General features: G+C 68.8%; 23 protein-coding genes. 7 read left to right on the top strand and 16 right to left on the bottom strand.

Annotated features, from left to right (window positions below):
- Position 1 precedes the first annotated feature (1 nt).
- Positions 2 to 892, bottom strand: a complete 891-nt coding sequence (gene bla / locus ACAH41_RS15060; RefSeq protein ID WP_325654126.1) for a class A beta-lactamase — start codon at positions 890 to 892, stop codon at positions 2 to 4.
- 113 nt (positions 893 to 1,005) lie between these two features.
- Here bla and ACAH41_RS15055 point away from each other — a divergent pair, with 113 nt between their 5' ends.
- Entirely contained in the window at positions 1,006 to 1,869 is an 864-nt protein-coding gene (locus tag ACAH41_RS15055) for a LysR family transcriptional regulator (protein ID WP_325654124.1), read from the top strand.
- A 9-nt stretch (positions 1,870 to 1,878) separates the two neighbouring features.
- Here ACAH41_RS15055 and ACAH41_RS15050 read toward each other — a convergent pair whose 3' ends face one another.
- The 6 genes from ACAH41_RS15050 to ACAH41_RS15025 are packed head-to-tail and all read right to left on the bottom strand — an operon-like array spanning position 1,879 to position 7,435.
- Positions 1,879 to 3,951: a secretin N-terminal domain-containing protein gene (locus ACAH41_RS15050; RefSeq protein ID WP_325654123.1), complete on the bottom strand. Its 2,073-nt coding sequence runs from the start codon at positions 3,949 to 3,951 to the stop codon at positions 1,879 to 1,881.
- Positions 3,948 to 4,541, bottom strand: a complete 594-nt coding sequence (locus ACAH41_RS15045) for a hypothetical protein (RefSeq protein WP_325654122.1) — start codon at positions 4,539 to 4,541, stop codon at positions 3,948 to 3,950. The genes ACAH41_RS15050 and ACAH41_RS15045 overlap by 4 nt, the downstream gene beginning before the upstream one ends.
- On the bottom strand, positions 4,538 to 5,314 hold the full coding sequence (locus ACAH41_RS15040) for a hypothetical protein (RefSeq protein ID WP_325654120.1): 777 nt from the start codon (positions 5,312 to 5,314) through the stop codon (positions 4,538 to 4,540). Before ACAH41_RS15040 ends, ACAH41_RS15045 begins: the two co-directional genes overlap by 4 nt.
- Positions 5,311 to 6,060, bottom strand: a complete 750-nt coding sequence (locus ACAH41_RS15035; protein ID WP_325654119.1) for a PilN domain-containing protein — start codon at positions 6,058 to 6,060, stop codon at positions 5,311 to 5,313. Before ACAH41_RS15035 ends, ACAH41_RS15040 begins: the two co-directional genes overlap by 4 nt.
- A 3-nt stretch (positions 6,061 to 6,063) precedes the next feature.
- A complete protein-coding gene (locus ACAH41_RS15030) occupies positions 6,064 to 7,266 on the bottom strand; it encodes a hypothetical protein (protein ID WP_325654117.1) in 1,203 nt (400 codons plus the stop codon).
- Position 7,267: 1 nt separating this feature from the next.
- A complete protein-coding gene (locus ACAH41_RS15025) occupies positions 7,268 to 7,435 on the bottom strand; it encodes a hypothetical protein (protein WP_325654115.1) in 168 nt (55 codons plus the stop codon).
- 236 nt (positions 7,436 to 7,671) lie between these two features.
- Here ACAH41_RS15025 and ACAH41_RS15020 point away from each other — a divergent pair, with 236 nt between their 5' ends.
- Positions 7,672 to 8,154: a YciI family protein gene (locus ACAH41_RS15020; RefSeq protein ID WP_325654113.1), complete on the top strand. Its 483-nt coding sequence runs from the start codon at positions 7,672 to 7,674 to the stop codon at positions 8,152 to 8,154.
- Between the two features lie 67 nt (positions 8,155 to 8,221).
- On the opposite strand, the gene ACAH41_RS15015 is transcribed toward ACAH41_RS15020, so the two are convergent.
- Complete coding sequence (locus tag ACAH41_RS15015) at positions 8,222 to 9,607, bottom strand: OprD family outer membrane porin (protein ID WP_370538353.1); 1,386 nt, start codon at positions 9,605 to 9,607, stop codon at positions 8,222 to 8,224.
- A gap of 259 nt (positions 9,608 to 9,866) precedes the next feature.
- Positions 9,867 to 10,688 (bottom strand): AraC family transcriptional regulator, encoded by an 822-nt coding sequence (locus ACAH41_RS15010; protein ID WP_325654110.1) that lies wholly within the window; start codon positions 10,686 to 10,688, stop codon positions 9,867 to 9,869.
- A 154-nt stretch (positions 10,689 to 10,842) separates the two neighbouring features.
- On the opposite strand from ACAH41_RS15010, the gene ACAH41_RS15005 reads away from it, so the two are divergent.
- Genes ACAH41_RS15005 through ACAH41_RS14985 form a run of 5 tightly spaced genes read left to right on the top strand, consistent with a single transcriptional unit; the run spans position 10,843 to position 16,929 of the window.
- Complete coding sequence (locus ACAH41_RS15005) at positions 10,843 to 12,096, top strand: sugar ABC transporter substrate-binding protein (RefSeq protein ID WP_325654108.1); 1,254 nt, start codon at positions 10,843 to 10,845, stop codon at positions 12,094 to 12,096.
- The gene (locus ACAH41_RS15000) at positions 12,093 to 12,983 is read left to right on the top strand and encodes a sugar ABC transporter permease (RefSeq protein WP_325654107.1); all 891 of its coding nucleotides are present in this window, start codon (positions 12,093 to 12,095) and stop codon (positions 12,981 to 12,983) included. The genes ACAH41_RS15005 and ACAH41_RS15000 overlap by 4 nt, the downstream gene beginning before the upstream one ends.
- A 4-nt stretch (positions 12,984 to 12,987) precedes the next feature.
- A complete protein-coding gene (locus tag ACAH41_RS14995; protein ID WP_325654105.1) occupies positions 12,988 to 13,920 on the top strand; it encodes a carbohydrate ABC transporter permease in 933 nt (310 codons plus the stop codon).
- A 35-nt stretch (positions 13,921 to 13,955) separates the two neighbouring features.
- Positions 13,956 to 15,857, top strand: a complete 1,902-nt coding sequence (locus ACAH41_RS14990; protein ID WP_370538352.1) for a glycoside hydrolase family 127 protein — start codon at positions 13,956 to 13,958, stop codon at positions 15,855 to 15,857.
- Positions 15,844 to 16,929: a sn-glycerol-3-phosphate ABC transporter ATP-binding protein UgpC gene (locus ACAH41_RS14985; RefSeq protein WP_325654103.1), complete on the top strand. Its 1,086-nt coding sequence runs from the start codon at positions 15,844 to 15,846 to the stop codon at positions 16,927 to 16,929. The genes ACAH41_RS14990 and ACAH41_RS14985 overlap by 14 nt, the downstream gene beginning before the upstream one ends.
- Here ACAH41_RS14985 and ACAH41_RS14980 read toward each other — a convergent pair.
- The 7 genes from ACAH41_RS14980 to ACAH41_RS14950 all read right to left on the bottom strand — a co-directional run bounded on the left by ACAH41_RS14980 (position 16,923) and on the right by ACAH41_RS14950 (position 24,845).
- Complete coding sequence (locus ACAH41_RS14980) at positions 16,923 to 20,630, bottom strand: LamG domain-containing protein (protein ID WP_325654101.1); 3,708 nt, start codon at positions 20,628 to 20,630, stop codon at positions 16,923 to 16,925. The genes ACAH41_RS14985 and ACAH41_RS14980 overlap by 7 nt on opposite strands.
- A complete protein-coding gene (locus ACAH41_RS14975; protein WP_325654100.1) occupies positions 20,627 to 21,115 on the bottom strand; it encodes an agglutinin biogenesis protein MshP in 489 nt (162 codons plus the stop codon). The genes ACAH41_RS14980 and ACAH41_RS14975 overlap by 4 nt, the downstream gene beginning before the upstream one ends.
- On the bottom strand, positions 21,087 to 21,935 hold the full coding sequence (locus ACAH41_RS14970; RefSeq protein ID WP_325654099.1) for a type II secretion system protein: 849 nt from the start codon (positions 21,933 to 21,935) through the stop codon (positions 21,087 to 21,089). The genes ACAH41_RS14975 and ACAH41_RS14970 overlap by 29 nt, the downstream gene beginning before the upstream one ends.
- A complete protein-coding gene (locus ACAH41_RS14965) occupies positions 21,922 to 22,521 on the bottom strand; it encodes a type II secretion system protein (RefSeq protein WP_325654097.1) in 600 nt (199 codons plus the stop codon). The genes ACAH41_RS14970 and ACAH41_RS14965 overlap by 14 nt, the downstream gene beginning before the upstream one ends.
- Positions 22,522 to 22,561: 40 nt before the next feature.
- Positions 22,562 to 23,023, bottom strand: coding sequence for a prepilin-type N-terminal cleavage/methylation domain-containing protein (locus tag ACAH41_RS14960; RefSeq protein WP_325654095.1), 462 nt, complete (start codon positions 23,021 to 23,023; stop codon positions 22,562 to 22,564).
- 37 nt (positions 23,024 to 23,060) lie between these two features.
- Positions 23,061 to 23,468 (bottom strand): type II secretion system protein, encoded by a 408-nt coding sequence (locus ACAH41_RS14955; RefSeq protein WP_325654093.1) that lies wholly within the window; start codon positions 23,466 to 23,468, stop codon positions 23,061 to 23,063.
- A 129-nt stretch (positions 23,469 to 23,597) separates the two neighbouring features.
- Entirely contained in the window at positions 23,598 to 24,845 is a 1,248-nt protein-coding gene (locus ACAH41_RS14950) for a type II secretion system F family protein (RefSeq protein ID WP_325654091.1), read from the bottom strand.
- Between the last annotated feature and the right edge of the window lies 1 nt (position 24,846).

Genomic DNA, 24,846 nt, shown 5'->3' with positions numbered 1-24,846 from the left:
CTCAGCCCAGCAGCTTGGGCAGCATGCCGGCCACCTGTGCCAGGCACTGCTCGCGGACCTTGTCGGCTGCGTGGCTGCGGCCGATGTAGGCAGTGACCAGCACCGGCGCGCGGCCGCCTGCGGGCCAGACCACCGCGATGTCGTTGGTCGACTCGTCGCTGGTGCCGGTCTTGTCGCCCAGCGCCCAGCCCGGCGGCAGGCCGGCCTTCAAGCGGCGGCCGCCGGTGGTGTTGGCGCGCATCCAGCCCACCAACTGCTCGCGTTGCGGCGGCGGCAGCGCGTCACCCAGCGTCACTGCCTGCAGCGAGACGGCGGCGGCGCGCGGCGTGGTCGTGTCCAGCAGGCCGGTGGCGTCGAACACGTTCAGCGAGGGCTCGGTGCGGTCGAAGCGGCTCACGTCGTCGCCCAGCGTGCGCACCCACGCGGTCAATGCCGCAGGGCCGCCGTAGGTCGCCAGGATCAGGTTGGCGGCGGTGTTGTCGCTGTAGGTCATCGTGGCCTGGCACAGTTCGCCCAGTGCCATGCCGCCGCGGCCCAGCGCCTTTTCAGTGACCGGCGAGTAGCCGACCAGGTCGGCCTTGCCAAACGGGACCACCCGGTCCAGCCGTTCCGCGCCGCGGGCCACGCGGTCCAGCAGGTGGGCGCTGACCAGCAGCTTGAAGGTGCTGCACATCAGGAAGCGCTCGTCGGCGCGGTGGGCCCAGCTGCGGCCGGTGGCCGTGTCCTGGATGAACACGCCCAGCTGGCCGCCGCTGGCTTTTTCGATGGCCTGGAAGCGCGAGCTGGCCCAGGTGTCGACAGAACCCGTCGTGGCAGAAGCCGAAGTTTTTGCGGAGGCGAGCAGCGGCGTGGCAGCGAGGGCCAGGGCTTGCAGACAGTGGCGGCGTTTCATGGGCAATGAGGTCAAAGGGTTGAAGTGCATGGGAGGCGACGATAGGGGGCTGGCCGCCGCCTCACAATCGCAAATATTGCAGCTCTGACCCAAGGAAAACTTGGGGCTCGCCCATGGACTTGCCGCTCAACGCCTTGCGCGCCTTCGAGGTGTCAGCCCGCCACCTCAGCTTCACTCGCGCGGCCGGCGAGCTGAACCTCACACCCACCGCTGTCAGCCAGCATGTGAAGAACCTGGAGTCGCGCTTTGGCATGGCGCTGTTCCGCCGCTTGCCGCGCGGACTGGCGCTGACCGAAGAAGGCCAGGCCTTGCTGCCGGTGCTGGCCGAATCCTTCGAACGCATTGGCGGCACGCTGGCCACCTTGCGCGAAGCTCGCCCACGCGAGGTGCTGGCGCTGGGCGTGGTGGCCACCTTTGCCATCGGCTGGCTGCTGCCGCGGCTGCAAGGCTTCCAGCAGACGCATCCGTACATCGACCTGCGCCTGTCCACCCACAACAACCGCGTGGACCTGGCCGCCGAGGGCTTGGACGCCGCGGTGCGCTTTGGCGACGGCCACTGGCATGGCACCGAGGCGCTGCCGCTGATGCGTGCGCCGCTGGCGCCGGTCTGCGCGCCGCCGCTTGCTGCGCGCATCCGCACGCCGCGTGACCTGGGCCGCGAAACCTTGCTGCGCTCCTACCGCGCCGACGAATGGCAAACCTGGTTCCGCGCCGCAGGCGTCGAGCCGCCGGTCGTGCGCGGCATGGTGTTCGACGCGTCACTGGCACTCGCCGAAGCGGCAGCGCTGGGCGCTGGCGTCGCACTGCTGCCGGTGGACCTGTTCACGCGCGACCTGCGCAACGGCCGCCTGGTTCGCCTGTTCGACGTGCAGATCGACAGCGGCCGTTACTGGCTCACGCGGCTGGGCTCGCGCAAGCGCAGTGCGGCATTGCAGGCCTTCGAGGCCTGGATCAGCGCGGAGTGCCGAGCCGATTGAAGCGCGGCTTCAGCCGGCGCGGGCGACCTGCGCCGCGCTGTCCTTGACCGGTGGCTTGGCTGCGGCGCGGTGGCGCGTGGCGGTCTTGCCGGTGCTGGTCTTGGCGGGCTCGGCTGGCGTTGCGTCGGCCGGAGCCTCGGCCTCCAGGCTCAGGGCCAGCGGGCCGGGCGTGGCGGCTGCTTTTGCGGGCGCTGCGGCAGGTGCTGCGCTGGCCGGAGTGGCCGCGCCGACCTTGCTGGCCGAGGTGGCAGGCACGGGCGGGCCGTCGAGGCGGATCACGCGGCTGGGCGCTTCGCGGTTGTCCAGCGCGGCCCAGGCGGCCTGCGTGTGTTCGGCCCAGTCGTCGGCCGAGCGGATGATGCTGGGTTTGATCAGCACCACCAGTTCCTTCTTCTTGCCGGCGTTGTTGCGGTTGCCCAGCACGGTGGCGGTCAGCGCGTTTTCGGCGCTGCCCGGCAGGCCGGAGGTCTGGCGCGTGGTCTCCATCTGCATCAGCCCGCCAATGGCGACGATCTGGCCGTCAGGGATGCGCACCACGGTGTCGGTCTCATTGGTGCTGCTGGAGGCCAGCGGCAGCTTGTAGGCACCCAGCGAGCCCAGGTCGATCTGCTTGGCGCGTTCGGCCACGCTGCTGACGGAGGGGTGCACGTGCAGCGTGATCATGTTGCCGGCGTCGATCTGCGGCGTCACGTCCAGCGCAATGCCGGAGAAGAACGGTGTGAGGGTCAGCGTGGGCAGCGTGGTCTGGCCGGCGCTGGTGCCGGTGGACGTGGTGACCGTGCCGCCGGACACGCCGGTGACGAAGAAGTCGTCGGTGCCGACCTTCAGCACCGCCTTCTGGTTGTTCAGCGTGGCCAGGCGCGGGCTGGACAGCGTCTGCACCTCGCCGTGGGTTTCGAGGAAGCCCAGCACCGCGGCAAAACCATTGGTCGCCAGCGACAGGCCGAACAGCCCGCCGCCCGCGCCGGGCAGCGCCAACGCGTCGGTCGCCAGGTCGGCGGCCTGGGTCAGCGTGGGCAGGCCGTTGTTGTTGACGAGCAGTGGATTGCCGCCGTAGCCGCTGGTGTTGCCCACGGCGCCGCGGCCGCGCAGCACCGACCAGTCGATGCCGCTCTGGTAGCCCTCGCGCAGCTCCACGGTGACGATCTTCACGTCCAGCATGACCTGGCGCTCGATCGCCATGCGCGCGGCGCCCAGCATGGTTTCAACCTGGCGCAGTTCGTCGGGCATGGCCCGCACTGCCACCATGCCGGCCTGCGGGCTGAGGATCACGCTGCGGCCACCGGCCGTGCCGATCATGGTCTTGATGGCATCGCCCAGCTCGCCCCACAGGTCGCTGTGCGACTGGGTGGTCAGCTGCGTGCTTTCCATCTGCGTGCTGCTGTTGCCGTTGCCGTTCGAGCCGCTGCTGCTGCCATTCGAATTGCCGCTGCTGCCGCCGTTGTTGCTATTGCCGCCGCTGTTCTGCGCGGTGGAGCTGCCCGAACTCACGCGCACTTCGCTGCGGCCGTTGCGCTGCGTGGGCAGGTAGTTGACGACGAACACGCGCGATTGCATGGTCGGCGGGTAGACGGTGATGCGCCGGCCATCGACCTTGATGTCGTAGCCGTACACATCGCGCAGCGCTTCCAGCGCCTCGCGCATGGTCACGCGGCGCAGCGTCACCGAGATGCTGCCGGCCAGCTCCGGGTGGGTCAGCATGTTGTAGCGGCCGTCGGCGGCCAGCGCCAGGAAGACGTCGCGCGCCGGGGCGTTGTTGACGATCAGGTCGAAGCGCGGCTCGCTTGGCGCGGCGGCCACGGGCGGTGCTGCCACCGGTGCGGCCGGCGCCGGGGCGACGGCCGGCGGTGCGGCAGGGCGCGGCGCGGTGGCGGCTTCGTTGGCCGGGTTCTGCAGCACCGCCTGCAGCGGCGTGGTGCGCGGCAAGGCAGTCGGCCCGTCGGTGGCCACGCTGGCGCAGCCGCCAAAGGCCAGCAGCTCGGCCATCAAGCCAGCCAGGCCCAGCAGGCGCGGCAGCGTGGCAAGCCGGGGCAGGCTGGCCTTGGCCGGGCGCAGGGACGAGGGCAGGGCGGGCGATTTCATCGGGTCTCCTCCAGGGCGGTGCCCGGCGGGGTTTGCATGGCGTCGGCGGCCGGCACGCCTTGCGCGCCGGTGGCGGATTTGCGGCTGGCCTTTGGGCCATTGATCGAGGCGGTCTTCACCGGCGATGCCGGCAGCACCTGGACCTGCGGATACAGCGGCAGCTTGCGCAGCACGCCGGCCTCGCGCAGCCAGACCGCTGTCGGCTCGATCTTCTCGATGCGGGCTTCGCCGATGTGGTCACCCACGCCGCGCAGCCAGCCCCGGTCCACCAGGAAGGGCTTGTCGTTGATCACCAGGCGCTGGGCGAGTGCGGCGCCGAGCAGGTCGCCGCTGCCGGCCGGGCTGGCGTCTGCGCTGGCTGAAGCGGGCGTGGCCGGTGCGCGGGCAGCGGCGGGCGCAGCGGTCGGGTCGCGTTCGGCAACGGCTTCCTCGGCGTGCAGCGGCTGGCTGGCCAGCGCATTCAGCAGCACCAGCACCGACAGTGCCAGTGCCCAGCCCCAGGCCCAGCGGCTGGACAGCTTGGGCACCACGCGGCGGCCCTGCTGCGGGTGCACATGGCGCAGGCGTTGCAGTTCGTTGGTGTGGCTCATCGCTTGCTCCCGGCCAGCCACAGTTGGATGGACATGACCGGCGGGCTGGTGTCGGCGTCCAGGATCAGGGTGCCCCAGCGCAGGCCGGGCAGTTGGCGTTCAAGTTCGATCAGGAAAGCGCGCAGGTCGGCAAAGCTGCCGGACACGCTCAGCTGCGCGCCCTGCCAGGCCGGCAGGCCTGCGGGCGCGGAAGGGGCGGCGGCAGGCGCCAGCGGCGCAGCGGCGGTGGGTGCCAGCGCGGCGGAGGCGCTGGGCGAGATGGCCATCACCAGCGCGGTGGCGTCCAGGCTGCGGCCGCCGGCTTTGGCGGCGGCGCCATCGCTGCTCGGCCGGGTGTTCAGCCGCACCAGCGTCACGCCGCGGTGGTGCTGCAGCACTTCTTCCAGCAGCTCGGGCAAGGCCACGCGGGTGTGGGCGCCTTCAGGCGGCTGCAGCTGGGCGCTGATGCCGGCCTGCGCGGCGCGGGCTTCCGCCAGCGCGCGCTGCAATTGGGCCAGCTTGCGCCCGGCTTCGTCGGTGGTGCCTGCCAGCTGGCCGGGCAGGTGCGGCAGGCTCAGGCGGGCCAGTTCCTCGCGTTGCACGGCCAGCTCGGCCTGCGTGCGCTGCAGCTGGCTGCGCCAGCCGGCTTGCTGTTGCAAGCTGGGGGCGATCACCGCCTGGTCGGCCACGGCCATCATCACCAGGGCCAGCGAGCCGAACAGGAAGGCCCGCTCGCGCAGGCTCATCGCGTCGATGCGCGTGGCCAGCTTTTGCAGGCGCTTGGGCGTCTTCATGGCTGGGCTCCGGTGGCGGCGGCGCCGGCCTGTGCCGGGTTGTGCGAGGCATTCAGGCGGAAAGCCCAGCCCGGGCCGCCGTTGGGCAGCGGCTCGCTGCGCAGCGGGCTGTCGGCACTGCCGCCCAGGGGCGCGAGCGCGCTGGTGGCGGCGTCCAGGCTGCTGGTGGCCTGCAGGCCGGTGGCGCCGCTGCCCGGCGCATTCGCCAGTTTCTCCACCCGCACCTGGGCCAGCGGTTGGCCGGCCAAAAGTGGCTCGGCCGAGAGGCGGCGAATCCAGCCCTGCAGCGCGTTCGGGTCCAGCGTCAGGCCGTTGATCTCCAGCTGGCTGGGGGCCACCTGCAGCCGGGTGATCCAGGCCGGGCCGGGCACCGTGCGGGCCATCAGGGCCAGCACGGCAGAGTGGCTCTGGCCGGGGCGCAGGTAAGTGCCTTCGGTGGCGGCCAGTTGCTGGTGCAGCACCAGCGTGTCGGCCTGCACGCGGGCCAATTCGCGCTCCAGCTGCGCCGGGTCATTGCGGCCATGGGCAGTGCTCAAGGCCTGGTCCAGCTGCTGCTGCTCGTTGCTCAGCCACTGGCGGTTTTCCTGGTAAGTGTGCTCGCGGGCCCGGGTCTGCCAGGTGACCCAGCCGCAGAAGCAGCCCAACGAAACGGCCAGCACGGCCAGCGCCTGGGCCATTGCCTTGGCCGAGAAGTGCAGCTTCGGCTTGAGCAGGATGGGGGTGTAGAGATTGATCTGCTGGACCATGGCTCAGGCCTCCGGGCGGTCGCGCAGCAGCGCGCCCAGCAAGCTCAAGGGCGGCAGCGTGCCGGCCGCGCGGTCGCCCAGGTCCAGGCCCGCGGCCAGGTCCAGCGGCAGCACGCGCAGGCCCAGCTGTTCCTGCAGGAAACCTGCGGCCATGACGGTGGCCGTGGGCGTGGCCTCGGCAGGTGGCTGCAGCATCAGCAGCGAGAGCGGCAACTGGGGCCATGAGCGTTCCCACACGTCGAACGAGCGTTGCAGCTCGATCACCATGCGGGGCGTGTCGTCGGGCGCGAATTCGACAGGGGCGCTGACCGGCGTGTAGGCCGCGGTGGCGGCCGGCGCGTAGGCGGCGAGGCCGTCGTCGGCGCTGAGCAAGGGGTCGTCGAACGAGAAGCTGCGCGGAGCGTCGTCAGGGAGATCGGCTGCGACGTCGCTGCCGGCGGCCACCATTTGGGCGTCGCCCAGCATGTAGTGGTGGGCCGTGCTGTCCGGCGTCGCTGGCAAGGCTGGTGCAGCGGTGGGCGCGGGCGCTGCGGCGCGAGCCAGCAAGGCCGGGTCCCATTCCAGGCGGCGGCTGTAATACAGCTCGCCACCGGTGCAGATCGTCAGCAGGCAGGTCTTGTGGTCGTGCACGGCCAGGCAGGCGGTGGCGCGGTCGGCCAGGTCCATCTGGGTGGCGGCCGCATGTTGCAGGTTGCGCTGCGCGTTGTCGGCCACGTCCACCACGGCCAGGCGCCAGCCGGCGCCAGTGGCCAGCGCGGCCACGGCGGCCACTGCCTTGTTCGGGGCGGCCACCACGAACATCTGCTCATGGCCCTGCACCTGGCTGCCGGGCTGGCCCAGGCGCATCACGTCCAGCGTCACGTCGTCGATGTGGCCGTTGACCATGTCCTTAGCGCGCCAGCGGGCAGCGGCGCGCAGTTCGTCGGCCGGCACCACGGGGGCTTCGATCTGCAGCAACTGGTACGCCTGCAGCGGCAGCACAGCGGTCGCGGGCGAGCCGTTCGGCAGGCCCAGCTGGCGCACCGCGCGGGTCCATTCGGTGTCGGTCTGGCCGTTGCGTGCCAGCTCGCCATGCGAAGCCAGGCGCAGCCGGCCACCTGCCGGCTCTGCGCGCAGCCAGGCCAGGCCTTCAGGCGTGCTGCAGAACACCAGCCGGTCTTGTCGATTTCCGCGGGCAGTGCGTTGCCAGGGCCAGCGCAGCTTCATCTCAGGCGGCCTCGGCCGAAGAAAGGGCAGGTTCGGCCTCGCCGCTGCGGCTTTCCTCGGCCATGGCGGGCGAGGGCATCAGCCACAGGCACAGCCAGCCCACCACCGCAGCCTGCAGTGCGTATTCCAGCCAACGCGCGGACACGCGCGGCCGGGCGGTGGCAGGCACGCGGGCAGGGCGAAAAACCGAAAGGTTGCGGAAGGCAGGCATCACGAAGGCCGGGTTTGACTGCATGAAGGAAGTGCGCGCCCAGGGCGCCGCACGGGAGGTACTGCTTTGCTGGAATTTTGCGGACCGGCCACCAAACCGAAGCCCTGAAAAGGGGCGCGAACGCGGGCAGATCTGCGCCATGGCGCAGCCGCCGGCGCTAGCATCGGCCGTTGCGATCCACCGGGGAGACACCGATGCCCAAGCTCAACCTGGCCTGCCTGGCCGCCTGCGGCGCCGCGCTGCTGCTCGGCGCTCCCGCGCAGGCGCAGACCGCCGCCACCGATGCCAGGCCCGCCTACGACGCAGCGCTGGCCGCCAGGCTGGGCGGCAACGACAACGGCATGCGCGCTTACGTGCTCGTCGTCCTGAAAACCGGCCCCACCCGCGTGCCTGCAGGCCCCGAACGCGACGAGATGTTCAAAGGCCACTTCGCCAACATGAAGCGCCTCTCAGACGCCGGAAAACTCGCCATCGCCGGCCCGTTCGACGGCAACGACGGCTGGCGCGGCATGTACATCTTCGCGGTGCCCACCGTCGAAGAAGCCAGGACCCTGGTCGCCACCGACCCGGTCGTCATCCAAGGCGAAATGGTCCCGGAGTTCCACGCGCTGTACGCCTCGGCGGCACTGATGCTGGTGCCGGAGGGGCATCTGAAGATTTCCAAGCCGGGGACGTGACGCGGCTTGCGATGGGCATGGACGGCCGATCTGCGAGGCACGGGCGAAGCGCAAGCGAGGGCGGTCCTCAGAAGACCTGGATCGGCATGTCGAGCTGGAACTTGTACTCGTGGATGCCACTGTCGGGATAGCGCTTCGAGACCTTGTAGGCACACCCGAAGAAACCGATCTTGGTGCCCTTGAAGCGTCCCTCCTGCAGGGTGTAGGTCGGGAATGCGCCGATCTCGTGGTGGTTGCCGCCGGCGGGTCTGCCGTCCACCCAGTACAGCGTGTACTGCGGATCGCTGGGCGAGGCATGCTGGCCCGCACCGTTGCGGCCATCCGTGCCCCAGCCGGTCATGACCCAGGAGATCAGCTTGAGTCCTGGCACGCCCAGCGAAGCCCCGTCGACCACAACGCGCAACTGGGCGGATTGCTCATGCGGCGCGTTGTAGTCTGCGGCCGCCACGGCATTGACCAGCGCGATGCCCCAGGCGTCGTTGACGTCGTCGAAGAACTGGTCGCTGAGCACCTGCTGGTAGGCCGCCATGATCGTCAGCGGTCCATGCGCCGCCGACAGGCTCAGGCTGTAGGCCTTGCTGTCAATCGGCCCCTGCAGGCTCGCGCCCTGGTTGTGCGTCAGGTAGGCGTTGGCGGCGCCCGTCCATTGAACCGTGGCCAGGTTGCCCACGCTCTGCGTTACCGAGGCATAGGACTGGTTCCACACGTCGCTCGCCTGGTTCGCGTAGACCGACAGGCTGCCCGTCTCCGAGTAATCCCAGTTCGCCCCGGCATACGCGATGCGCTTGAACGGCGTGCCCCCATATTCGGTGCTGAGGCCCTTCAGCGTGGAGCGGCCACGGCCGATTGCCGCATCGAAGTCGCCTGCCTCAACGTTCAGGGACGGCGTGATCACGCTGGTGATCGTCGCGCCGCGAAAGGTCGGCGGCAGCCCGCGGTTGTCCTTGCTCTCCAGCACTGGATTGCTCACGCGCTGCAGGCCGTACTTGACGACGGTGTCGCCCACGCGAGCCTTGACCGCGTACTTGCCGAGATAGGCCCAGGCGCGATCGTCCGCGCTGTGGCCGTCGGGCCGCACGTGGGCCATGTTGCCCGCGTTGTCGCTGCCGTCGATGCGGGTGGCCACGAACGGTGCGATGTCAACGCCGAAGCCGACCGGGCCGCTCGTGTAGCCCGACTCGTAGCTGGCCTGCATGTTCAAGGTCCAGGCGTGGCGCTTGATGCCCTTGTCCACGCTCTGCGAGTCCGAAACGCTGCGCAGGTCGATCTTGAGCTTGCCGTCGTCGATCAACGGAAATTTGTCCGCTGGATCGGGCCTGGGCTGAGGCAGCTCCGTCGGCGGGCAGTCGTGCAGCGGCGGCTCGCACTGCATCTGGGCCTGCGCGCTCGTGCAGGCCATCAGGGACAGCGCCAGCGCGCGTCTCGTCGTCAAACGGAATCGAAAGTCGGGCATGGTTTCTGAGTGGAGAGACAAGGAAATCGGGGGGCAGCCGCCGAGGCTGGCCCCGCGCGCCGCGCACGCGTCAGCGGGCACTGAGTCGACGCTCGTGCCGTCCCGGCGCGTGGACTCGGCGGCCTTGCGCAAGGCGCCATGACGAGGCCGGCGTTGGCAAGAAGGATGTTAGGTAAACGACTGCCCGGCGCCTGTAGAACGAATGCGCTACGGCCGCGTCCCGCGGCCTCAACGGAAAGTCACGCCGGGATCGGCCACCCTACTTGTGATTGATGTGCGTCCGCGTGTAGAGCGAGCGGTGGGCGCTGGGCGTCATGCCCTGCAGCTTCTTGAAGATGCGGCGGAAGTAGACGGGGTCGCTGAAGCCGCAGGCCAGCGCGACTTCTTCGACGCTGCTGCCGGGTTCGCCGAGCTGGGCGACGGCGTGGCGGATGCGGCGTTCGTTCAGCGCTTCGGTGAGCGTCTTGCCATACACCGTGCGGTACACGCGGCCGAGGTAGTCGACGTTGCACTGCAGCTCGCTGGCGATGGAGGACGACGAGATGCGCTCGTGGAATTTCGTCTCGACGACCAGGTGGGCCTTCGCGGCCAGCAGTGATGGCGCTGCGCCTTCTTCGGCGGTGGAAGTGGACGAGCGTGCCACTTCGCAGGCCATCAGCATCACCAGCAGGCTGAGGCTCAGCGAGCGCATGCCAAACAGCTCCTGATCGTCGATCAGGCGGCGGAACAACGCGATCATGTGATCCGGCCGCAGTGCGCGCACGTGCTGGCGCAGGTCCAGCGTGTCGCCCGAGGGCTTGCTGGCGGCCAGCGAGAAGTGCACCCAGTAGAAGCAGAGGTGGTCGCCGCAGGGCGAGACGCCGCCGTGTTCATGACCAGGCCGCAGCAGCAGGGTTTCGCCAGCCCGCACGGCGAACTGCTGGTCGTCTTCCCACATCGACAGCGCGCCCTCCTTGACGAAGATGAGCTCGTGCGAGTTCAGCACCCGCTTGGGGTGCACCCAGGCCGGGCTTGAGGCGACGAACATGCCGCCGTTGTGGGCCTGAAGGGACAGCTGGCCATTGACCGGAATCACCATCATCTGGCGGCCAGCATACCCGTACTTCCCATTAGAAATAAAGTCGGTTTTGTCCCCGTATCTCGCGTTTTGCCGGCTGGCGGCGGGTCAGTGCAACTGGAATAGTTCAGTCCACACAAGGGCGACGCACCGGATCGCCTGAACAACGGAGACATCGATGAACAAGCGGTTTTTCACGGGCACCCTGGCATTGGCCTGCGCGCTCGCAGTGCTGCCGTACACGGCGCTGGCGCAGGAGCCAGGCACGCTGTCGTTCTGGGTCCGCGCGTCGGACGCGGCCATTGCCACGCCGCTGGTGAAAGCCTGGAACGGCTCGCACAAGGCGCAGGTCGCGTTGACCGTGATCCCGAACGACGACTTCATGACCAAGTTCGGCACCGCCTCCGCTTCCGGTGCGGTGCCGGACATCCTGGCGGTGGACCTGATCTTCGTGCCGCAGCTGGCGCAGGCCGGGCAGTTGAGCGCCATCACCGAGCAGGCCAGGGCGCTGCCGTTCTACAACAGCCTGTCCAAGGCGCACATGCACCTGGCAACGGCAGACGCGCACCACTACGCCGTGCCGTTCAGCGCGGAATCCTCCTTCCTGCTCTACAACAAGGGCCTGTTCAAGAAGGCCGGCATCGACCCGAATGCGCCGCCCAAGGACTGGGCCACCATCGAGGCCTATGCCAAGCGCATCACCGCTCTGGGCGACGGCAACAAGGGCTTCTACTTCTCAGGGGCCTGTGGCGGCTGCAACATCTTCACTTTCGCGCCCTACATCTGGGCATCTGGCGGCGACGTGTTGAGCGCGGACGGCCGCTCGGCCAGCCTCGACTCGCCACAGGTGCGGGACGCTTTGGGCTTCTACCGCCGCATGTGGACCGGCAAGCTGGTGCCGCAGGGCGCGAAGAATGACGCTGGGCAGAACTTCATCAATGCCTTCTTCACCGGCAAGGTGGGCATGGTCGGCACAGGAGCATTTGCCATCGGGCTGCTGAAGAAGGACCACCCGGAGATTGACTTCGGCGTCACGCCGCTGCCGGGCGCCAAGGGCGGGCAGGCCAGCTTTGCGGGAGGCGACTCGATTGCCATTCCCAAGGGTTCCAAGGCCAAGGCTGCGGCGTGGGAGTTCATCGCCTGGTGCCTCAGCGACTCGGTGCAGGTCGAGAGCTTCGCGAAGAACGGCAGCATCCCCGTTCGCGCTGACCTGGGCCAGGCCTATGTCAACGGCGACCCGCGGCTGCAGGTCGCGTTCGATGCGATGGCCAACGGCCGGGCGCCCTACAGCGTGAAGTTCAACCAGCTCATCAACGACGGCAACGGCCCTTGGAACTCGATGATCCAGGAGGCGGTGTTCGGTGACGGCGTGGACGCGGCAGTGAAGAAGGCGCAGGCCAAGTTCGCCGAGACCATTACCGCGGCCAAATGATGATGCGACAGCGCAGCGTCGGCCTGTCGCGTGCAGGCATCGGCTACCTGCTGATCCTGCCCAGCCTGGGCCTGATCGGCGTGTTCTTCCTCGTGCCGCTGGGCATGACGGTGTGGATGTCGCTGCACGACTGGCCGCTGTTCGGCGCCAGCACGCTGGTGGGGCTGAAGAACTATGCCGAGCTGCTGCATGACGAGTCCTTCTGGAACAGCCTGCTGTTCACCACCAGGTACACGCTGATCGTCACGCCCGCGCTGTTCATCAGTTCCTTCGCGCTGGCCCTGCTGGTGAGGCGGCCGGGCCGCTGGTCGGCGTTTTTCCGCACCGCGTATTTCCTGCCGGTGGTCATCGGCCTGAGCACTGCCAGCCTGTTGTGGGTGTGGCTGTTCAACGACCAGGTGGGCGTGTTCAGCGCGCTGCTGATGAACCTGGGCCTGGTGGATGAGCCGGTGCAGTGGTTCGACACCGGCACCACCTCGCTGCTGTCTGTCGTGTGGATGGTGACCTGGAAGATGACCGGCTTCAACATGGTGCTGATGCTGGTGGGCATGCAGGCCATTCCGAAGGACCTCTACGAGGCCGCCAACATCGACGGCGTGTCGCCCTGGCAGCAGCTGCGCCACATCACCGTGCCGCTGATGCGCCAGACCTTCGCGCTGGCGCTCACCATCTCCGTCATCGGCTCGTACCTGGCCTTCGACCAGTTCTACATCATGACCCACGGCGGCCCGAACAACAGCACCGTGAGCATCGTCTACTGGATCTACCGCGCCGCGTTCACCTACACCCGCGTGGGCTATGCCTCGGCCATGTCCGTCGTGCTGTTGCTGATCCTGCTGCTGATGAGCACGCTGCAGCTCTACCTTCTTCGTTCGGACGATCGCTGAGCCCATGGCCAATTCCGCTACCTCTTCCCGCTCCACGCTCAGCGCGCACGGCATGAGCGCCGCTTTCGAAGCACCGGACCAGGCCGAGCCAGCGCCGCCGCGCCGCCTGCCGCTGCGCAAGCTGCTGTACCTCGCGGCCGGCGTGCTGCTCGCCTCGGGCTTCCTGTTCCCCATCCTGTGGTCGGTGCTGACCTCGTTCAAGACCGCCGCCGAAGCCTCGGCCTCGCCGCCCACCTGGTGGCCCAGCCGGTTGTCGCTGGAGAACTACGTGGCGCTCGGCCACTTCGGCGCCGGGCTGGGGCGCTACCTGTGGAACAGCACCTGCGTTTCGGTCATGACGGTGATCGGCGTGCTGCTGTTTTCCATCCCCGCGGGCTACGGCTTCTCCAAGTTCCGCTTCGCGGGCAAGAAGCTGATCTTCGCGGTCGTGCTGTCGACCATGATGATCCCGTTCCAGTCCATCCTCACGCCGCTGTTCATCCTGCTGCGCACGCTGCACCTGGAAGACTCGCTGTTCGGCCTGGCACTGATCTACACGACCTTCCAGCTGCCGTTCTCGATCTTCATGATGAGGAACTCCTTCGACAGCGTGCCGCCGGAGCTGGAGGAGGCCGCGCTGCTGGACGGCTGTTCGCAGCTCGGCTGCCTGTGGCGCATCCTGATGCCGGTCGTCGTGCCCGGCATGGTGACGGTCGCGCTGTTCGCCTTTTTCACCGCCTGGAACGAACTGCTGGTCGCGCTGGTGCTGGTGTCCGACCCGAACAAGTTCACCTTGCCGGTGCTGCTGCAAAGCGCCCAGTCCCAGTTCCTCGGCGGCATCGACTGGGGGCTGATGCAGGCCGGCATCTCCATCAGCGTGCTGCCCTGCGCCGCACTCTTCCTTGCCCTGCAACGCTTTTACATCAGCGGCCTGATCGCCGGTGCTGTGAAGGCATGACCTCACTTCATCCATCCAACATGCCAGACGCCGCCGTGCAACTTGCCCAACGCCCCCATGCCTGCTGCGGCCCCGTGCCGCCCACGGCCGTGCAACTCACCGGTGGCCTGCTGAAGGCCCGCTGGGACACCAATGCCGGTGTCGCCTTGCTGTCCCAGGCCTTGTGCCTGGAGGAATACGGCAACCTGGACAACTTCCGCCGCCTGCATCAGCCTTCGCTCGGACCCTTCCGCGGCAAGGTGTTCAACGACTCGGACGTGTACAAGTGGATCGAAGCCGCCAGCTGGGTCGTCGCGCAGCGGCCCAGCCCGGAACTGGCAAGCCGGCTCGACAGCTTCATCGGCCTGATCGAGGCGGCGCAAGGGCCGGACGGCTACGTCAACACCTACTACGCGCTGGAACGGGCTGGCGAACGCTGGAGCAACCTGCGCGACAACCACGAGCTGTATTGCGCCGGCCACCTGTTCCAGGCCGCGGTGGCGCACCACCGCGCGACCGGCAGCCGCCGGCTGCTGCAGGTTGCAGAGCGTTTTGCAGACCTGCTCTGCGAAGTCTTCGGCCCGGCCGGCGAGGGCAAGAACCCGGGCATCGACGGCCACGAGCTGATCGAGCTGGCGCTGGTGGAGCTGTACCGAGAGACGGGGCAAAAGCGCTACCTGAATTTGGCGGGCCACTTCATCCGCAGCCGCGGCCAGCGCACGCTGCAAGGCGGCTGGTTCGGCATTGAATACTTCCAGGACCACCTGCCGTTCCTCGAACAGCAGAAGATGGTGGGCCACGCGGTGCGGGCGCTGTACTTCAATGCCGGCGTGGCGGACTTCTACCTGGAAGACGGCGAGCCGCGCCTGCTGGCCACGCTGCAGCAGATGTGGGATCACATGGCGGCCAACCAGCTCTACGTCTCCGGCGGCCTCGGCTCGCGCCACCATGGCGAGGCGCTGGGCGCTGACCATGAGCTGCCCAACGAGCAGGCCTACACCGAGACCTGCGCGGCCATCGGCAGCATGATGTGGTGCCAGCGCATGATGGCCGCCACCGGCGACGCCAAGTTCGCGGACCTCTACGAGCACACGCTCTACAACGCGATGCTGCCCGGCTGGTCGGCCGACGGCAGCGGCTACTTCTATGTCAACCCGCTGGCCAACGACGGCCAGCATGTGCGCCAGCGCTGGTATGAATGCGCCTGCTGCCCGCCGAACGTGGCGCGCACGGTGGCCGCGCTGCCGGGCTCGGTCTACTTCACCGGCGGCCGCCACGTGCACGTGATGCTGTATGCCGAATCCGAAGCCACGCTGGACCTGGACGGCCTGCGCGTGGGCCTGAAGCAGCAGACCCGCTACCCATGGGACGGCGACGTGGCAATCACCGTCGAGGCCGACGGCCGCTTCGAGCTGATGCTGCGCATTCCGCACTGGTGCCGCAGCGGCGCCCGGCTTTCGGTGAACGGCGAGCCTTGGCCGGGCGAGTTGGTGCCGGGCACTTTCGTCGAGGTGTCCCGCCACTGGCAGTCGGGCGACACCTTGCGCCTGCAGCTGCCGATGGCGCCCAGGCTGCTGGCCAGCCACCCGCGGGTGCTGGAGAACACCGGCCGCGTGGCGCTGACGCGCGGGCCGCTGCTGTATTGCGTGGAGGCCCATGACCATCCCGGCGTGGACCTGACCGACCTGGTGCTGGGCCGGCCAGGCGAGGTGCAGCCGCAGTGGCAGCCCGAGCTGCTGGGCGGGCTGGTGGTGCTGCATTCGGCGGGACAGGTGCAGGCGGCCAGCGCGCGCTGGCAAAACCAGCTCTACCTCGAACCGGCGGAAGATGAGACGGCACCACCAACGGCGGCCGCGCTGACCGCGATCCCCTATTTCGCGTGGAACAACCGGCGCGCCGGTGCAATGCAGGTCTGGCTCAAGCAGGCCCGCCAGGAGGTGCCCCATGGCCAGCCTTGAGTTCACGGGGGTCAGCAAGTCTTACGACGGGCCGGTGCGGGTCATCGACAAGCTGGACATGAACGTCGGCGACGGCGAGTTCGTGGTCTTCGTCGGACCTTCGGGCTGCGGCAAGTCCACGCTGCTGCGCATGATTGCCGGCATCGAAGACATCACCGGCGGCACCTTGCGCATCGACGGCCAACGGGCCAACGAGCTGCCGGCGGCCAGGCGCGGCGTGGCCATGGTGTTCCAGAGCTACGCGCTGTACCCGCACATGACGGTGCAGGAGAACATGGCCTTTGCGCTGAAGATGGCCAAGCGCCCGCAGGTGGAGATTGACGCTGCCGTGAAGCGCGCGGCCGAGGTGTTGGGCATCACCGCACTGCTGCAGCGCAAGCCTGGCGCGCTCTCGGGCGGGCAGCGGCAGCGCGTGGCGATCGGCCGCGCCATCGTGCGCAATCCCAAGGTCTTCCTGTTCGACGAGCCGCTTTCCAACCTGGACGCTTCGCTGCGCGTGCAGATGCGGGTGGAGCTGGCGCGCATGCACCAGGCGCTGGGCACGACGATGATCTACGTCACGCACGACCAAGTCGAGGCGATGACGCTGGGCGACCGCATTGCCGTGTTCAACGAGGGCCGGCTGGAGCAGATCGGCACGCCGCGCGAGCTGTACGACCGGCCGGTGAACCGCTTCGTGGCGCAGTTCCTCGGCTCGCCGGCGATCAACTTCCTGCCCTGCCAGCTGACGCGCGGCGCGGACGGTGGCCGCCAGGTGGCGCTGGCCAGCGGCGAGCGGCTGGCGCTGGGCGACAGCGACCTGCTCACAGGCGGCCACGCGCCCATCGAGCTGGGCGTGCGCGCCGAGCATTGGCAGCTGTGCGGTGAAGGTGAAGGCTTGAAGGCCAGGGTCGACCTGGTGGAGTACCTGGGCGACGTGGTGATCGTGCACGCCTCTCTGGCCTCGGGCCACGCGGTCACGGTCAAGCTGACCAGCGAGGTGGCGTGCCCGGAAGCGTCAACGTTGATTCACCTGAAGCCGCAGCCGGGCAGGGCGCAGTGGTTCGACCAGGGCGGTCGCACGCTTCAATAGTTTTCGCGCGAGAAGATCAGCGGGTCCGCACCGCGGTACAGCCCGAAGCTGGCGCGGGCGCTCGGGTCCTTGTCGCTGGCGGCGCCGCACCAGGCGCCGCGCAGGTAGGCCAGGTTCGCGCCGGCGCTGGCGGCGTCGCCGGTGCCTGGGGTCCACGGCTGCAGGCACGAGACATCGGCCGCGCTGCTGCCCAGGCTGAGCGCCACGTCCACGCTGCCGCGGTGGGTGGCGGTGGGCGCGTTGAGCACCAGGCTGGCCTGGCCGGAAGACAGCGTGGTGCTGGTGGCGGCGAGGTTGGTGTCAGTCGCGGTGAGGGTCCTGCGGTAGTTGCCGAAATTGACGGCGGTGGCCGGCACCTTGGTGCAGCTGTCCAGCGTGTTGGGTGCCCAGGCGCTGCCGTTCCAGTACTGGGCTTGCAGCGGCAGGCTGAGTGCATGGTCGGCCGCGCCGATGGCGTTGAGCAGGCGCAGCCGGCCGTGGCGCAGCACCAGGCTGGCGAGCTGCGTGTGGTTCGAGCTGGTGGCGGGCGAGCCGGTGTCCAGGTCGTGGCTGAGCATCTTCACGCCGTCGCTGTCCACCGGGGCAATGCCGAACAGCGCGGCGGGGAACGGGCCGTCAGCCGCCGTGGCACGGGTGGCCTGGGCGGTCAGGGTGATGCCGCTGGCCACGCCGTTGGCCCAGGCGCCGGTGGCGCTGCCCAGGACGAGGCGGGCTGGCGCGCTGGTGTTGAACACGGTGCTGCCGGAAATGCCGGCCAGCGCGAAGTTGCTGGCAGCCGTGGGGTCAAACCTCGCAAAGGCGCCGGTGTAGTTGGCGGTGGTAGCGCCGAGCGCGTTCTTGGCAGTCAGCGTGAAGCCCAGCGTGAACGGCTCGTCCAGGTAGTTGAAGGTCGAGGCCGTGGTGCAGGCGGCCGCAGGGCGGTAGCTGACGGCGCTGCCGCTGACGGCGAAGCCGGCCGGAATGAAGCGGCCTACGCGCGTGTTCTGCACGCCGGCGCTGTTGAAGACGATGGCGTCCAGCGACAGGCCGCTGCCGAGGAAGTTGCTGACCACGCCGCTGGTGGCCAGCATGAAGCTGCCCACTTCGCTGTACTGCAGCGTGCTGGGCGCTGCGCTGCCGCCCGTCCAGGTGCCCACGGTGGCGTTGGCCAGGGTGCCCAGCACGCCGCTGGCCGGCGTCTGGCTCGCGGCCAGCGGCGAAAGCGTCAGGCTGCTGTTGAACGAAGGCGCCAGGCCGCCGGCCGTGGTGTTGGCCAGCGTGGCGCCGCTGTCGGGCACGCCGTCGTTGTTGGCGTCGGTGCCGTTGCCGGTCATCGCAGCGGTCCATCGGTAGGCGCCGACGGTGGCCTGGAAGCTGCTGCCGGCCTGGGCGAAGACCGTGTCGGTCGCGGCCGAACCGTTGGGGTTCTGGGTGCTGCCTTGCTTGATGGCTTGCACGACCAGCGCGAATGGCCGCACGGTCAGCGTGTTGCTGGCGCCGCCGATGCTGGTGCTGGCGTAGCTGAGCGAATCGTCGGCGACGCTGAGGGCATAGCGGCCGATGTCGGTGGTGCCGAGGTTGAAGCGGGCCACGCCGCTGGCGAAGGCCAGCGCAAGGTTGCTGGCCGCAGGCTTGGCCGCGGGAATCGTCAGCGCGGGCGAGACCACGCCGGGCGCCGTCCAGCTGCCGGTGGTGCCGCTGTCGGTGCGCCAGAGCTTGAGGTTGCGCGTGCCGCTGAAGTCGGTGGCCACGCCGCAGCTGCCGGTGCTCGGGTCCTTCTTGATCAGGCTCAGCGTCATGTCATGCGGCCGGCCGGCCACGGCCAGGTCGCTGCCGGCGATCAGGCTGGAAAGGTCTTCGGCGAAGCTGAAGACGTTGTCGCGGAAGGCGATGCCGCTGGTGGTGGTGGCGCTGGCCGGCAGCGAGGTGTCCACCGCGGTGAGTTGCACGTCTTGCGCAAGGGTGTGGGCAAAGTTCAACGAGACCTGTCCCAGGTCCCCGGCTGCAAAGGTGTAGGTCGCGCCGCCATCGTTGTCCGAGCCGCCGGCGAGCGTGCCTTGCGGGGCATCGGCGCTGCCGGCGGTCCATGCGCCGCGGCCGGTGGTGCTGCTCAGCGTGACGGTGCCGGTGTAGCTGGCGAGCAGGGCGCTGCAGTTTGCGTTGCTGCAGGCCCGCAACGTCACCGGAGTGGCGGCGCAGGTGGAGCCGCTGGTGTTCGAAGGCACGAGCTCGACATGGTCCAGCGGCGGTGGGCAGCCGTGCGTCGCAGCCATCGCAACCAGCAGCTCGGCGCCGCTCAGTTCGTAGTTGTAGACCTGCACCTCGTCGATCAGGCCGTTGGCAGAGTTCACCGTGGCCCCGCTGGGCGTGGCGGTACCACGGTTGTCGCCAATGAACACGGAGTTCAGCGTGCCGGAGAGCTGGCCCGTGGTGGTGCCTGGCGTGGTCGCGGCCAGCACGCCGTTGACGTAGATCCGCACCGTGCTTTGGTTGGTGCCACTGGCCAGCCGCCACGTGACGGCGACATGCACCCATGTGCTGGCGGCCGTGGTGCGGTTGGCGGTGGTGGCGACCAACGCGGCGCCGGCGGCATCGGACACCGCAAACCGCAGGCTGCCGGTGCTGTTGCGCATCAGGTAGAACGGGAAGGTCGCGTTGGAGGTGGCGTCGAACAGCATGGCGGCGGTACCGCTGTTCCAGGCCGTGGCCTCGCGCAGCCAGAAGCCGATGGTGCCGCTGCTGCCGACGGCACTGTCCACGTCCAGCGCGGTGTCCACCGCATTGATGGCGGCCGTGGTGTTGGCGGGCACGTTCAGCGACCTGCAGACCTGCGCGATGGGACTGGTGGCGGTGGTGCTGCCTACGCGCACGCCGTTGAAACCCTTGCCGGTGCTGTCGACGACTTCTCCGGCCGTGCCGTTCCACACGTATTCGTCCATGCGGTATTCGGCGAGCTTGTCTGGCGTGCCCGACGGCACGAACCAGCGGATGGCCGAGCCATTGGCGTTGTAGCCGCTGTTGAAGGAGTACAGCGTGTAGTCGCTGCTGTTCACTTCCACGCCGATGGTGGCGTTCGAGCCCGAGGCGTTGGCATTGCCGTACTGGTACTTGAACTCGCCGCTTTCGTAGAGCACCGCCTGGAAGGTGTAGGGCGTGGTGGTGTTGTACTGGTAGACGTTGTTCCACGTCACCACGAAACGGCGGTTCGGCGCCGTGCCTTTGATTTCCCAGGTCACGCCGCCACTGGTGGAGCGGCCGGGATCCAGGTCGGTCCAGTACACCAGCAGCACGGCGGCCGGCGTGCCGCCGCCGCAGCCGCTGTTGTAGCTCGGCACGGCGGCGATGGGCAGTGTGGTGTTGGTGTACGTCCGGTGGAGGCCCACGTCCGGGCCGAACTGCAGCATGCCGTTGGCCATCACACGCACGCTGCCGTAGCTGCTGCCGGCGAACGGAAAGCTGAATCCGCCGGTGAATGCGACGGTCGCCTTGTCATCGTCTTTCGGGTAGCCGGTGCAGGCCTGGTCCCAGGTGATGGTGTTGCTGGTGGATTCCCAGCTGTAGGTGTCGCTTTTGAAGGTGTAGGTTGCCGCCTGCGCCGGCCACAGCCAGCCCAGCAGCAACAGCAGCGCCAACTGCCGCAACCAGCCGCCCAGGGCCATGCCGCAACGCACCTCGCCGCTCGGGTGCCGGCCGCGGTGGGAGGAGCGGCGCAAGGCGGTCATGGACGTGCCAACGTCCAGGTCAGCTGGCGCTCGACGTACACGGCATTCGGCGTGCCGGTGGCCGGGCAGGCGCTGCCGCTGGGCAGGTTGCAGGCGGTGGCAGTCAGCTGGTAGAAGGCCAGGTTCGTGGCGCCGTCGCTCACAGTGCCGCTGGTCGGCGTGCGGCTGCAGGCGACGGTGACCGTGAAGCCCGAGAGCGTGCCGCCGGGCACGAAGCTGGTGGTGGCCGGGCAGGCCGGGGCGGCGGCCGGCGCCGCCGGGTTGCGCATGACCTGCCAGGCGCCCCATTCCAGCCCGGCACGCGCCGCCTGCATCGCGCGCGCACTGCCCAGGTCCATGGCCGAGCCCAGGCTTTGGCGCTGGCTCAGCGCGGCCAGTGCGGTGCCCAGCGCGGCAAGGATCACCAGCACGAAGATCATCGTGACCATCGTGAAGCCGCGCTGCACGTATTTGCGCTCAGGGCAGGTTGTCGATGTGGACGGCATGGTGCAGAGAAACGGTTTCGGCTCCGCTCGTCGTGGTCGCGCTGAGTTGCAGCCGCAGGCTGACCAGCGCGGCGCGGGCCGCCACGGCGACCTCGTCCATGCTGAACTGGCAGGCGGTGACGCCGCTGGCCAGCAGCGCGCTGCTGCCGCCGCTGGGCGGGTCCGGCTGGGCGGCGTTGAAGCCGTAGCCGCTGTAGCGGGTCAGCGTGCCGGCGGAAGGGTCGCAGCGGAAGGTGACGGGTGCGTTGACGACGAAGCCGCGGAACGGCGCGGCGTAGTCCGACACCGGCAGGCCGGCGACTGAAGAGAGCGCCAGGTGAGAGACGGTGCCGGCACCGGAGCTGATGCTGCGGCGGTTCGACGCGGCCTGCTCGGCGGCGCTGCCGTTGGCGGCATAAGCGTCCGAGCCGGTGATGCCGGCGCCCAGGTTGTAGACCACGAACCACTGGTTGGCGGCCAGCGTGATCGGCGGGCCCATCAGGTCGAAGTCGGTGTCGGTGACGCCGAAATCCAGCGCGCCGCTGCCCTCGGTCATGAAGCGCGCGGCGGCCGCCACCGGGATCAGCTCGATCTCGGTGCCGGCGCTGTTGATGCGCACGCTGTTGGGCAGCGAGGCATGCAGCTCGCGGCCGATGCGGCGCAGCGCGCCGTCGGCGGTGTCGGTGAGGTTCGCCCGCGCGTTGGCCGAGAGGTAGCCCAGCACCGGCACCGCCATGAACTTGGCGACGATGCCGACGATGATGCCGCTCAGCACGATGACCATCACAGCTTCGATCAGTGTGAAGCCGCGTTGGCGACGAAGCGGTTCAAAGTCCGGCATTGGGAGCGTGACGGGTGCGGAAACCGTCGAGCGTGACCTGCACGCCGCCCGGTCCGCTGACGGTGACGGTGATCTGCAGCGCTTCGCTGCTCGGCACGCTGCCCAGGGCCGCGGCGGCCACGCGCACCGTCGCGTTGTAGGTCGACAGGCCCGGCACGGTGCTGCCGCTGATGTCGGTGATGCCGTTCAGCGTCAGGCCGTTGTAGTCGTTGACGTTGTCGAACTGCGGCGTGCCGCTGCGCTGCTCGCCGCCTTCCGGTCCGATGACCTCGGCCACGCTGGCACAGCTGGCGGTGCTGGTGGCGGTGTCGACATTGGCGTCGTCCGGGTCGCACCAGGTGAAAGGCATCAGCTGCACCTCTTCCATCAGCGACTCGGCCACGGCCAGCGCCTGGCGCTGCAGCTGCGGGTCCGCACTGGAACGGGTGGCCCGGATGAAGACCTGCAGGATGGCGGTGAGCGCAATGCCAAGCACCATGATCAGCATCACCAGCTCAATGAGCGACAGCCCGCGCTGGCGGGCCTGCAAAGGCAGGCCGCCGGCCGGGCCGGAGATGCGACGGGAAAGAGGGGCAGGTGAGCGCACGGTGCCAGCATGCTAGGGCTGCGGCACCCGTGGCAGTGCCTCAAGAAAGCACGCGAACCAGGCCTGTTTCGGTCTCGATCTGCAGCACGCGGGCGGTGCCGCTGCTGAGCGTGAAGGTCAGGGTCAGTGCGGCGCCGGTGGAGGTCACCGAGGCGCCGCTGTTGCTGGCATTGAAGGTGATGCTGCGGGTGCCGGACTCAAGCATGCAAGGGCTGTAGGCCGCCGGGCAGGCGAGGCTGGCAATGCTGCCGCCAGCCGCGTAAGCCACGGTGATGCCGGTGGCCGTGAGCGTGGCCACCACCGGCCGCCGCTGGGCCAGCGCCACACGGCGCGCGCTGTGCAGCGCGCTGGCCACGTTGTCGGCATAGGCCATGACCTGCCAGTTGCCCACGTCCGGGAACTTCGGCAGCGCCACCACGGCCAGGGCCGCGGTGATGACCATCACCATCACCAGCTCGATCAGCGTGAAGCCGGCGCTGCGGGTGCGCGATGCAGAGCGCATGGCGGTCGGCAGCGGGCTTCGCTCAGGTCAGGTCCAATCAGAGGATGCCGATGGCCTGGAAGGTCGTGGTGTTGCTGGTGGAGGTCTGGGTCAGCGTGCAGTTGACCGTGGCGTCCACCGCCACGGCAGCAGCGGTGATGGTGTAGCCGGTCGGGAGGGTGTTGCCTTGCATCGAGGTGGCCACGTCGGTGCAGTTCGCCACGGCATTGCCGTTGGTCGCCTTCGCCTTGCGGCTGGCGTAGTTGACCGCAGCGGCCGAGCTCAGCGAGCCGGCCACGCCAGACAGCGCGGCAGCTTTGGCGTCGGTGCCCAGGTCGATGAACTTCGGAATGGCGACCGAGGCCAGCACCGACAGGATGACGATGACCATCACCAGTTCGATCAGCGTGAAGCCGCTGTTCAGGCGCATCGGTTGCAGGTTGCGGGAGCGTTGGTGCGTGTGCATGGGGGAGACCTTTCGAGTCGCGCGGCGGGCGGGCCGCAAAGGGTTTGGATCGCCGACCTCGTCCAGGGTTGATGGCAGCGTGAGCGTGTTATCGGCGTGTCTTTGCGTGGCTTGAGGGCGCGCTTGCATTCAGGATGAATGCCCCATCGCGGCCTGGCCCATGCCCCAGAGCGGCATGAAAACGCCGAGTGCCAGCACCAGCACCATCGCGCCGATGACCAGCAGCAGGATGGGCTCGATCGCCGAGGACAGGCCCTTGATCGCGTGGTCGGTCTCGCGTTCGTACATGTCGGCAATCTCGACCAGCAGCGTGTCCAGCTCGCCGGTTTCTTCGCCCACGGCAATCATCTGCAGCACCACCGGAGTGAACACGCCCGCGGTGGCTGCGCAGCGCGAGATGCTTTCGCCGCGCTCCACGCCGTCGCGCATCTGCTCGACGCGCGAGCCGATCCAGGCGTTGTCCACCGTGCGGGCGACCACGGTCATCGCCTGGCTGATGGGCACACCGCTCTTGGAGGCCATCGCGAAGCTGCGGGCGAAGCGGGCCAGCGTGGCCTTCAGCACGATGGGGCCGATGATGGGCAGGCGCAGCTTCTTCTGGTCCCAGAGGTAGCGGCCCTCAGGTGTGGCGAGCCACTGGCGCAGCAGCATCACGCTGCCGATGCTGCCGGCCAGCAGCAGCGGCCACCAGTGCACCGTGAAGGAAGACACGCCCAGCAGCACCCGGGTCATCAACGGCAGCTCGGTCTTGAAGCCGGCGAACATCGTGGCGAAGGTGGGCAGCACGAAGATGTTGATCACCACCAGCGCGGCAACGATGGCCATGCCGACCATCATCGGGTAGCGCAGCGCCTGCTTGATGCGGGCGCGGGTGTCGAGCTCGAATGCCATGTGGTCGGCCAGGCGCTGGAAGACCTCGGTCAACTTGCCGGTCATCTCGCCCACCTGCACCATGGCCACATAGAAGGCGCTGAAGATGTCCGGATGCCGGGCCAGCGCGGCCGAGAGTTCGCGGCCCTGGTCCAGGCTGGCGCGCAGGTCGGCCAGCAGCCGCGTCAGCGCCGGCTTGTCGGACGAGGCCTGCAGGCCGTTGAGCGAGCGCAGCAGCGGCACGCCGGCTTTCTGCAGCGTGTAGAGCTGGCGCGACAGCACGAGGGTGTCTTCGCCGGTCACCTTGTTGCCCAGCAGGGCTTGCAGCATGGGCGAGCCGGCGGGCTCGCCGCTGACGGCGGCGGCCAGCTCGGTGAGGGTGACGGTAATCGGCGTGACACCGCTGGCCAGCAGCTGGTCGGCGACGATGTTGTCGCTCTCGGCCTCGCTGTTGCCGGTGATCAGTTCGCCGCGGCTGTTGCGGCCGCGCCAGGCATAGGTGGCCATG

Origin of the sequence: Ideonella sp. (assembly GCF_041287625.1) — a bacterium.
In the GTDB taxonomy this organism is placed as follows: domain Bacteria; phylum Pseudomonadota; class Gammaproteobacteria; order Burkholderiales; family Burkholderiaceae_C; genus Ideonella.
This window is presented reverse-complemented; position numbering and strand designations above follow the sequence as displayed.

Excerpts from the sequence above, each read along its gene's own strand:
- bla (WP_325654126.1), bottom strand. The coding sequence starts at position 892 with ATGAAACGCCGCCACTGTCTGCAAGCCCTGGCCCTCGCTGCCACGCCG.
- ACAH41_RS15055 (WP_325654124.1), top strand. The coding sequence starts at position 1,006 with ATGGACTTGCCGCTCAACGCCTTGCGCGCCTTCGAGGTGTCAGCCCGC.
- ACAH41_RS15050 (WP_325654123.1), bottom strand. The coding sequence starts at position 3,951 with ATGAAATCGCCCGCCCTGCCCTCGTCCCTGCGCCCGGCCAAGGCCAGC.
- ACAH41_RS15045 (WP_325654122.1), bottom strand. The coding sequence starts at position 4,541 with ATGAGCCACACCAACGAACTGCAACGCCTGCGCCATGTGCACCCGCAG.
- ACAH41_RS15040 (WP_325654120.1), bottom strand. The coding sequence starts at position 5,314 with ATGAAGACGCCCAAGCGCCTGCAAAAGCTGGCCACGCGCATCGACGCG.
- ACAH41_RS15035 (WP_325654119.1), bottom strand. The coding sequence starts at position 6,060 with ATGGTCCAGCAGATCAATCTCTACACCCCCATCCTGCTCAAGCCGAAG.
- ACAH41_RS15030 (WP_325654117.1), bottom strand. The coding sequence starts at position 7,266 with ATGAAGCTGCGCTGGCCCTGGCAACGCACTGCCCGCGGAAATCGACAA.
- ACAH41_RS15020 (WP_325654113.1), top strand. The coding sequence starts at position 7,672 with ATGCCCAAGCTCAACCTGGCCTGCCTGGCCGCCTGCGGCGCCGCGCTG.
- ACAH41_RS15015 (WP_370538353.1), bottom strand. The coding sequence starts at position 9,607 with ATGCCCGACTTTCGATTCCGTTTGACGACGAGACGCGCGCTGGCGCTG.
- ACAH41_RS15010 (WP_325654110.1), bottom strand. The coding sequence starts at position 10,688 with ATGATGGTGATTCCGGTCAATGGCCAGCTGTCCCTTCAGGCCCACAAC.
- ACAH41_RS15005 (WP_325654108.1), top strand. The coding sequence starts at position 10,843 with ATGAACAAGCGGTTTTTCACGGGCACCCTGGCATTGGCCTGCGCGCTC.
- ACAH41_RS15000 (WP_325654107.1), top strand. The coding sequence starts at position 12,093 with ATGATGATGCGACAGCGCAGCGTCGGCCTGTCGCGTGCAGGCATCGGC.
- ACAH41_RS14995 (WP_325654105.1), top strand. The coding sequence starts at position 12,988 with ATGGCCAATTCCGCTACCTCTTCCCGCTCCACGCTCAGCGCGCACGGC.
- ACAH41_RS14985 (WP_325654103.1), top strand. The coding sequence starts at position 15,844 with ATGGCCAGCCTTGAGTTCACGGGGGTCAGCAAGTCTTACGACGGGCCG.
- ACAH41_RS14980 (WP_325654101.1), bottom strand. The coding sequence starts at position 20,630 with ATGACCGCCTTGCGCCGCTCCTCCCACCGCGGCCGGCACCCGAGCGGC.
- ACAH41_RS14975 (WP_325654100.1), bottom strand. The coding sequence starts at position 21,115 with ATGCCGTCCACATCGACAACCTGCCCTGAGCGCAAATACGTGCAGCGC.
- ACAH41_RS14970 (WP_325654099.1), bottom strand. The coding sequence starts at position 21,935 with ATGCCGGACTTTGAACCGCTTCGTCGCCAACGCGGCTTCACACTGATC.
- ACAH41_RS14960 (WP_325654095.1), bottom strand. The coding sequence starts at position 23,023 with ATGCGCTCTGCATCGCGCACCCGCAGCGCCGGCTTCACGCTGATCGAG.
- ACAH41_RS14955 (WP_325654093.1), bottom strand. The coding sequence starts at position 23,468 with ATGCACACGCACCAACGCTCCCGCAACCTGCAACCGATGCGCCTGAAC.
- ACAH41_RS14950 (WP_325654091.1), bottom strand. The coding sequence starts at position 24,845 with ATGGCCACCTATGCCTGGCGCGGCCGCAACAGCCGCGGCGAACTGATC.